The sequence below is a fragment of the Ruegeria sp. E8 genome, assembly GCF_056533985.1.
Genome location: NZ_JBQFOY010000022.1, coordinates 69,308 through 76,954, shown reverse-complemented (window position 1 = coordinate 76,954; position 7,647 = coordinate 69,308). Strand labels below are relative to the sequence as shown.

Here is a 7,647-nt window from a genome sequence, read left to right as displayed (position 1 = left end):
GCTGCCCCCGGACCCTCGAGGTATTTTTGAACAGGAGAAGTTCTGGAGATCAGAATTCGACCGGCCCGTCGAGTTCGTGGACCTGCCATGGAAGGCCGTGTTCGTTCAGCATGTCCATGAAGTCATCCGGATCCAGCTGTTCCATGTTCCAGACGCCAGGCTCGGTCCAGTTGCCTTTCAGCACCTGCGCCGCGCCGATCATGGCCGGGACACCGGTGGTATAGCTGACGGCTTGTGATCCGACTTCAGCGTAGCATTCTTCGTGGTCGCAGATGTTGTAGATGTAATAGGTCTTCTCGCCCGAGCCGTCCTTGGCCTGACCTGTGGCGATGTCGCCGATGCAGGCCTTGCCCTTGGTTTCCGCGCCCAGATCACCGGGATCGGGCAGCAGGGTTTTCAGGAACTGGATCGGGATGATTTCCTTGCCGTCATGCATCACCGGGTCGATGCGGGTCATGCCGACATTTTCCAGCACTTTGGCGTGGGTGATATAGGCGTCGCCGAAGGTCATCCAGAACCGGGCGCGTTCGATTTCGGGGAAGTGGGTCGAGAGCGATTCCAGTTCCTCGTGATACATCAGGTACATGTTCTTGGGGCCGATGGCGGGGAAGTCGAACTCGACCTTGTGGGTCATGGCGGGGGAGTGTTTCCACTCGCCACCTTCCCAGTGACGGACTTCGGCCAGCACTTCGCGCAGGTTGATCTCGGGGTTGAAGTTGGTGGCGAATTCCTGATCGTTGCTGCCGCCATTGGCGTCCAGAACGTCGATCTGGCGGATCGTGTCCAGCTTGTGTTTCTTCAGCCATTTCGCGAAGACGCTGGTCACACCCGGATCAAAGCCCGAGCCGAGGATGGCGGTCAAGCCGGCCTCTTTGAAGCGTTCCTGATAGGCCCATTGCCAATGGTATTCGAACTTGGCCTCGTCCTCGGGCTCATAGTTCGCGGTGTCGAGATAGTGGATGCCCGCCTCAAGGCAGGCGTCCATCAGAACCAGATCCTGATAGGGCAGGGCGAGGTTCACGAGGATTTCCGCGCCGGTTTCCTTGATCAGCTTGACCGTGTCTTCGACCTTGTAGGCGTCCAGCTCGGCGGTGGCGATATCAACGCCCACACGCTCTTTCACCGATTTGGCGATGGCGTCGCATTTCGATTTCGTGCGGCTGGCCAGAGTGATTTCGGTGAAGATATCCGAATTCATCGCCATCTTGTGCACAGCCGCGTGCGATACGCCGCCTGCGCCGACAACCAGTGTTTTTCCCATGGGGTGTTCTCCTCTCACAGGGGGTTATTCGTAATAGGTGTAGCCATTGATCGAGTCGCGATAGGCGCTCATCAGGGTTTTACGGTCCTTGGCTTTCAGAGTACCGGTTGAGATCGCCTCGTCCACCATTTTGCGGAAGGCCGCGACGCAATCCTGGGGGTCGAATTCGACGTAGGACAGGACTTGGCTGATCGTGTCACCTTCCTGCTCGTGCAACAGGTCAAAGCCGCCGTCGGCGCGCAGGTCAATGGTGACGACATTGGTGTCGCCAAAGAGGTTGTGTAGATCGCCCAGCGTTTCCTGATAGGCCCCTACAAAGAAGACGCCCATGTAGTATTCTTCATCTTCGGGCAGGGAATGTACCGGCAGGCTGGGCGAGACGCCGTCTGCCAGAATAAAACGGTCGATCTTGCCGTCGCTGTCGCAGGTGATGTCGGACAGCACCGCACGGCGGTCCGGGGTTTGGTTCAGCCCTTGCAGCGGCACGATCGGGTGCAGCTGATCGATGGCCCAGACGTCGGGCAAGGACTGGAACAGCGAGAAATTGCAGTGGTAGATGTCGGCCACTTTCTCAAGCTGATCGTCCACATCCGTGTCCAGATCGTCACTCGCGGCCAGCGCTTTGAGACGAGCCATCAGGGAAAGATAAATGCGTTCACCACGGGCCATCTGGCGCAGGTCGACATAGCCGCGTCGGAACAAGGCACGCAACTCGTTGCGATAAAAAGTGGCGTCGTTCCAGCATTCTTGCAGGCGATCTTTACTGAGATAGCCATGTACCGCAGCGAGATCCAATACCATATGGTGATCGTCTGCTTCGACCTCCGGGCCATCGGGGGCGTCATACAAGGTGCTTTCCAGCACGTTGAACAGCAACATTGAAGAAGTCGCTACCACGGCCCGACCACTTTCGGTCACCAGCGTGGGATGACCAATCTCGGCTTCATCCATCGCATAGGCCACAGTCTCCACGACATTGGCGCAATATTCCTCGACCGAGTAGTTGATCGAATTTTCAGCGGCCTTCTTTTCGCCCGTGTAATCCACGCCCATGCCACCGCCGAGGTCCAGATGGGTCAGCGGCACACCTTCGCGGGAGAGTTCGGTGTAATAGCGACAGGCTTCTCCGACAGCGCGGCGCACATCGTTGACGTCCTGCACTTGGCTGCCCAGGTGCGAGTGCTGGAGTTTCAGGCAATGCAGCAGGCCCGCGTCTTTCAGTTTGTCCACTGTGGCCACCAACTGATCGGTGTTCATGCCAAAGGCGGATCGGTCGCCCGAGCTTTCCTCCCACTTGCCGCTGATCTGGTTGGTCAGTTTGACCCTTACACCGATCAGGGGTTCGATACCCAGTTCGTTATAGACCTCGATAACTGTGTCGGCCTCTTTCGGGCTTTCCAGAACGATAACCGTGTTGAAGCCGATCGTGCGGGACAGGATGGCCAGCTGGATGAATTCGGCATCCTTGACGCCATTGCAGACGATCAGCGCCTCGCGCGCCAGACGATGGGCCAGTGCGATCACCAGTTCCGGCTTTGACCCAGCCTCAAGCCCATAGTTGTATTGTTTGCCGAACTCGACGATCCGGTCGACGACCTGCGCCTGTTGGTTCACCTTGATCGGGAAGACACCGCGATAGCTGCCCTTGTATCCCACGCGGGCGATGGCGTCGCGAAAGCTCTCGTTCAGATGCGCGATCTCATGTTCCAGATAGGAACTGACCCGCAGCACCATCGGGGCCTTGATGCCCCTGTCATCCAAATCGCTGAGGATACCGGGCAGGCTGATCGCCGCCGCTTCGGGTGCCATCGGATTGCGCAGACCGATCTCGCCCTGCTCTGTCACCTCGATGAGGCCTTTGCCCCATTTCTCAACCCCGTAGATGAAATGCGGTGCGCCGGGCGTCTGTTTCAATCAAGTCAATCCTTGTAAGTCAGGGTGCCAGTTTTGCGCCCGCCAATACGGCAGCAGTTTGATTCGTCCAAGTGTAAACTATGCAACAGAGGTTGCCGAACATTATGCAAAAGAACGGATTGGGATCAGGTGATTGTCCCATTGATTCTCCGAATGTGCTCGGATCTCGGGGACAGGGCCCGCCAACGCGCCGAACATGCCGGTTCCGGTGGTAAAGACCAGCCCGTCTGGACCGGGACCGAGCCCACAGACATCCTCTAGCCCAAAGGCATCCATAAACGCGCCGTTGGTCACATCGAACTGGTGCAGCGCATTGCCACGCGGGCAGGTGATGGCAATGGTCTGACCATCCGCTGAAAACGCGATACTGCCGGCATACCCCTGCAATCTGCTCTGCTCTTTGTCGCGGGCGGACAGCAGGCGCGGCGCCTCTCCCATACGGTGCAGGCCCAGCAGTGGCGGATGTTCGGCCTTACTGCCCTGCCACTGCATCGCGAAACCAACCAGCCCATCCTGCCGCACCGCCAAATGACGGATCGAGTTCTTGCGCAGCTCAGGCGACAGCGACACCTGTTCGCGAACCGCGCCGGACAGGCTCAGATACGTCAGGTTGGGCGCCATTGTCGGCAGGTTCAGTTTCGTGCGGCCGGTCTCGGGATGCGTTTCGATTCCGCCATTGGCGATCACAAGCGTCGCCTCGTCCGGCATCAGACGCATATCATGCGGACCTACCCCACCGGAGGAGACTTCACCCAGCCGCGCAAAGCTCTCGGCGTCCCAGATACTGACAATGCCTTCTCCGGCTTCGTAGTCATTTTCAGTAGCATAGAAGAAACTGCCATCCGCCGAGAATGTCCCATGGCCATAGAAATGGCGGCCCTTCGGGGTCGTAAGCTGCGCGATTTGATCGCCCGTCGCGCAATCGATCACGATCGCAAAGGTACCCGGACGGCGGGCAAAAGCAACGGCCTGCGCCTTGTGCGGATGCGCCGCCGCCGCATGCCCGCGCGCAGGCAAGGGCACTGAAAACAAAGGCGTACCCTGCGCGTCCAGCCCGGCCAGCCGATAGGACCCGTCCGGAAACAGCCCCGCTGCCAGAAAATCAGGCGCGCCGACCGAGGCCCAGCCCCGTATGGGGGACAGCGTGGCCGCGGCAAGGCCCGCAAGGAAATGGCGGCGCGTTGTCACCGATCAATCCCCGTCCAGCGAATTGAAGCCCGCGCTGATGCCCAGGGTAGGGCCAAGCTCGGTTGACGCAATCGCGCGGATGTCGTGGATCGACTGCTGCAAAGCCTCGATACGGAACCGGGCCTGCGGCTCGGCAACTCCGGCCAGTGTCGGATCGTCGATGGACTGAGCATTGTCGATGGCGCGGACAAAGGCAGCGTCCAGATCGGCGGCAATCTCGGGGTGATCGAAGGCCAACCGCGCCGCCAGATCCCGCAGCGCGATCAGCGATAATTCAACATGGTGCAAGGATCGCTCGGACCGCCGCGCTTCGGCCCGGTTCGGGTGGGGCCGGTCAAACGTGCCCAGCGGGCGGCCCAACCGGGTATCGGCGGTGAACTCAAGACCCGTGGACAGGGCTTTGAACAGCTCCTGCATCGCCTCGTCCTGTGTCCGGTAACGGCTGCCCTCACCGGGCCGGGTCAGGCTTGGGGCATAGCTCTGCCAGTCTTCGGCCATCGCCTGTGCGTTGGCATCGATATCGGCCGTAATCGCCTGAATCAGCGCGCAGCGATACTCGGCATTGCCCGGTTCTGCAAAAGCGGGGTCGAACAGCATCCGTTCCAGCGCAAAGAACCCCCGCCCCGCGATGGATGTTTCGGCATAAGCTTCCGGGCTGTGCACGGCGTCATCCTCAACCGCGATATGCCGGGACAGGGCCTTGGACGTGAACCCTTTTGTGTCGGGCCAGAAGGCCATGGCAAAAGCGCGGTCATCGACCTCGGTCGGACCAAACCGCAGATGGCTGGCGGAAATCCAGTCGTCAAAAGCCGCATCATAAGCCGCACGCAGCGCGGGCGAGGTCGGTGCGCAATCCACCAGCGCTGCGCTGACCAGCGCTCCGGTCGTTTCCGGCAGCTTCGCGAACCGGGGCAGAATATGCGTCTCGGCCACATCCATCAGGATCGGTGCGCGATCCTGAGCCTGCGCGGCAAACGGCATCATCAGTGTGACGATAAAGGGCAGGTAACGCATGGATCAAAGGCTCTCCAGAAAACGGATCAGGGCGTCGCGGTCCGATTTGGGCATCGACACGACGGTCTCGCGGGCTGCCCGCGCTTCCCCGCCATGCCAAAGGATAGCCTCAAGCAGATTGCGTGCGCGCCCGTCATGCAGAAACTGAGTGTGACCCGAGACGCGTTCGGTCAGGCCAACGCCCCACAAAGGCGGCGTGCGCCATTCGTACCCCGTTGCGCGGGCTTCGGGGCGACGATCCGCGAGATCTTCGCCCATGTCGTGCAACAGCAGGTCAGTGTAGGGCCAGATCAGCTGAAAACTGTGCTCGGGCCGATCTTCCATGCGGTGGGTGACGTGGGCTGGCGTATGACAAGAGGCGCAGCCGGTCGTGTGAAACACTTCTTTCCCGCGCAGCACCTCGGGGTCGTCCACGTCACGGCGACCGGGCACACCCAGATTGCGGCTGTAGAAATCCACCAGATCCATGCCCTGTTGATCGATCTCGAACCCGCGCAGATCGTTGTCACCATGCGGAGCCGCAACGCAGTTCACCTGCAAATCCGTGCAATCCCCCTGCGGCGCCGGATAAAGCGGGCTTGAGATTCCGATATCCCCGGCAAAGGCCGCTGCGGATTGTTCCATGATCGTCGGCATCCCTGCCTTATGCCCGAAACGGCCCATCATCGGCGCGCCATATTCCAAAGACCAGACGATATTCGGACGGCCCGAGATGCCATCCCCGTCCGCGTCATCCGGGTCGGCCCGGGCCAGCAGATCCTCGACCGGGATCGCTTCCAGCAGGCCAAGTCCGATCATCTGAGGCGCGACCCTCGGGCTCAGCATCGCGTCCGGGTGCAGCGGGCCATAGCCCAGATCAGCGGCCCTGTAGGTCGGGCGCCGCAGTGACGCGGTCTCGCCGTCAGACAGCGCGACGGGGACTTCTTCATAAGAGATCTCCAGCCGGTATTCTGCCGGATACCCCGCCAGCGCAAAATCCTGCATCTGACCGCCATAGTTGGGTTCGGGCAGGGTGGCGATATACTCTTCGATCTCGGCATGGCCGTCTTCCGGGGTGCCGGGGATCGAGACCCGTAAGAACATGGAAATCGCGTTGTCATCGGGCCCGTTCGGACTGTGCCCGCGCCCATCCTTGATATGACAGCGCTGGCAGGATCGCGCATTGTAAAGCGGCCCAAGCCCGTCAGAGGCCAGCGTGGACGACGGGGACGAGACCCAGATTTTCTTGAACAGCCCGTTGCCGACCTTGAAATCCAGCTCCTGTTCAAAGCTCAGATTGCCCGAAGGTTGCGAAAATGCATCGGCGTCGTTGCGCACCCGGACTGTCGCCGCCCCGGCCGAGAGGCCCTCGAACGGCTGCGGCACGCTGAAATCCTGCGGCAGCGCAGTCACAGCCGCAATGCGGGCGCGTTCATCATCTGTGCGTGGGGTGGTATGAAGATGCAGATCCCGCAGCTCGGCTGACAGGGAAGGGGCGGCCGCCAGCGCGACCACCAAAAGGGCAACAGGGCTACTCGCCTTCGTCCATTTTCGATGCGTTGAGTTGCGCATAGTTGGCTTCGCCAATCCTTTCATACAGGTCGAGCTGCGTTTCAAGAAAGTCGATATGGCTCTCTTCATCGGACATCAACTTCTCGAAAAGCGACATAGAGACATAGTCGCCGGCCTCCCGACAATACTCGCGCGCTTCCTTGTAGAGTGCCCTTGCGTCGATCTCGGCCGCCAGGTCACATTCCAGTGTTTCCTTGGGCGTCTGACCGATCCGCAGCGGGTCCAGTTTCTGAAGATTCGGGTGACCCTCCAAAAAGATAATTCGCTCAATCAACTTGTCCGCATGTTCCATTTCCTCAATGGATTCTTCGCGGCTTTTTTTGGCCATATGGCCAAGGCCCCAGTCTTCCTGCAGCCGGTAATGCAGCCAATACTGGCTGACGGCAGTCAGCTCATGCCGCAGTGACTTGTTTAGATACTCGATGACCTTTGGGTCGCCCTTCATCTGCATTCTCCTGTGTTACTCCGGCACGCAGTGCGCGGAGCTGCATCGGGACTTCCAGATTATCGTTTGATCTCATCGTGTCCAGAAAAAGAGGCATACAACCGCCACAATCTGCTGACTTTCCAAGGGCATGGTAGATTTTGCCGGGGGTGATGATGGTCTGCGGGTCCGCCGTGCGCATCCAGTCGATGGTCGCGCGAATTTCGTGATCGGAAATGTTGGTGCAGTGGCAGACAATCATTTTGTTGGCTCGGTATTGTGCCCCTTTGGGCGG

At 59.9% G+C, this 7,647-nt stretch carries 7 protein-coding genes; all 7 read right to left on the bottom strand.

Annotation, left to right across the window (positions count from 1 at the left end):
- Positions 1-49: 49 nt before the first annotated feature.
- Positions 50-1,261: a saccharopine dehydrogenase family protein gene (locus ACR0LF_RS20775; protein ID WP_480578978.1), complete on the bottom strand. Its 1,212-nt coding sequence runs from the start codon at positions 1,259-1,261 to the stop codon at positions 50-52.
- A gap of 24 nt (positions 1,262-1,285) precedes the next feature.
- Complete coding sequence (speA, locus tag ACR0LF_RS20770) at positions 1,286-3,175, bottom strand: biosynthetic arginine decarboxylase (RefSeq protein ID WP_480578981.1); 1,890 nt, start codon at positions 3,173-3,175, stop codon at positions 1,286-1,288.
- A 102-nt stretch (positions 3,176-3,277) separates the two neighbouring features.
- On the bottom strand, positions 3,278-4,363 hold the full coding sequence (locus ACR0LF_RS20765) for a DUF1513 domain-containing protein (protein ID WP_480578983.1): 1,086 nt from the start codon (positions 4,361-4,363) through the stop codon (positions 3,278-3,280).
- 3 nt (positions 4,364-4,366) lie between these two features.
- Positions 4,367-5,377 carry an imelysin family protein gene (locus ACR0LF_RS20760; RefSeq protein WP_480578986.1) on the bottom strand — a complete coding sequence of 337 codons (1,011 nt, stop codon included), beginning with the start codon at positions 5,375-5,377 and terminating at the stop codon, positions 4,367-4,369.
- A 3-nt stretch (positions 5,378-5,380) separates the two neighbouring features.
- Positions 5,381-6,928: a di-heme oxidoreductase family protein gene (locus ACR0LF_RS20755; RefSeq protein ID WP_480578988.1), complete on the bottom strand. Its 1,548-nt coding sequence runs from the start codon at positions 6,926-6,928 to the stop codon at positions 5,381-5,383.
- Positions 6,888-7,373 carry a bacterioferritin gene (gene bfr / locus ACR0LF_RS20750; RefSeq protein WP_480578990.1) on the bottom strand — a complete coding sequence of 162 codons (486 nt, stop codon included), beginning with the start codon at positions 7,371-7,373 and terminating at the stop codon, positions 6,888-6,890. Before bfr ends, ACR0LF_RS20755 begins: the two co-directional genes overlap by 41 nt.
- Entirely contained in the window at positions 7,321-7,614 is a 294-nt protein-coding gene (locus tag ACR0LF_RS20745; RefSeq protein ID WP_480578992.1) for a (2Fe-2S)-binding protein, read from the bottom strand. Before ACR0LF_RS20745 ends, bfr begins: the two co-directional genes overlap by 53 nt.
- Positions 7,615-7,647 lie beyond the last annotated feature (33 nt).

Bases quoted from the DNA above. Each gene is read 5' to 3' on its own strand.
- ACR0LF_RS20755 (WP_480578988.1), bottom strand. From the start codon at position 6,928: ATGCGCAACTCAACGCATCGAAAATGGACGAAGGCGAGTAGCCCTGTT.
- ACR0LF_RS20745 (WP_480578992.1), bottom strand. From the start codon at position 7,614: ATGATTGTCTGCCACTGCACCAACATTTCCGATCACGAAATTCGCGCG.
- bfr (WP_480578990.1), bottom strand. From the start codon at position 7,373: ATGAAGGGCGACCCAAAGGTCATCGAGTATCTAAACAAGTCACTGCGG.
- ACR0LF_RS20760 (WP_480578986.1), bottom strand. From the start codon at position 5,377: ATGCGTTACCTGCCCTTTATCGTCACACTGATGATGCCGTTTGCCGCG.
- ACR0LF_RS20775 (WP_480578978.1), bottom strand. From the start codon at position 1,261: ATGGGAAAAACACTGGTTGTCGGCGCAGGCGGCGTATCGCACGCGGCT.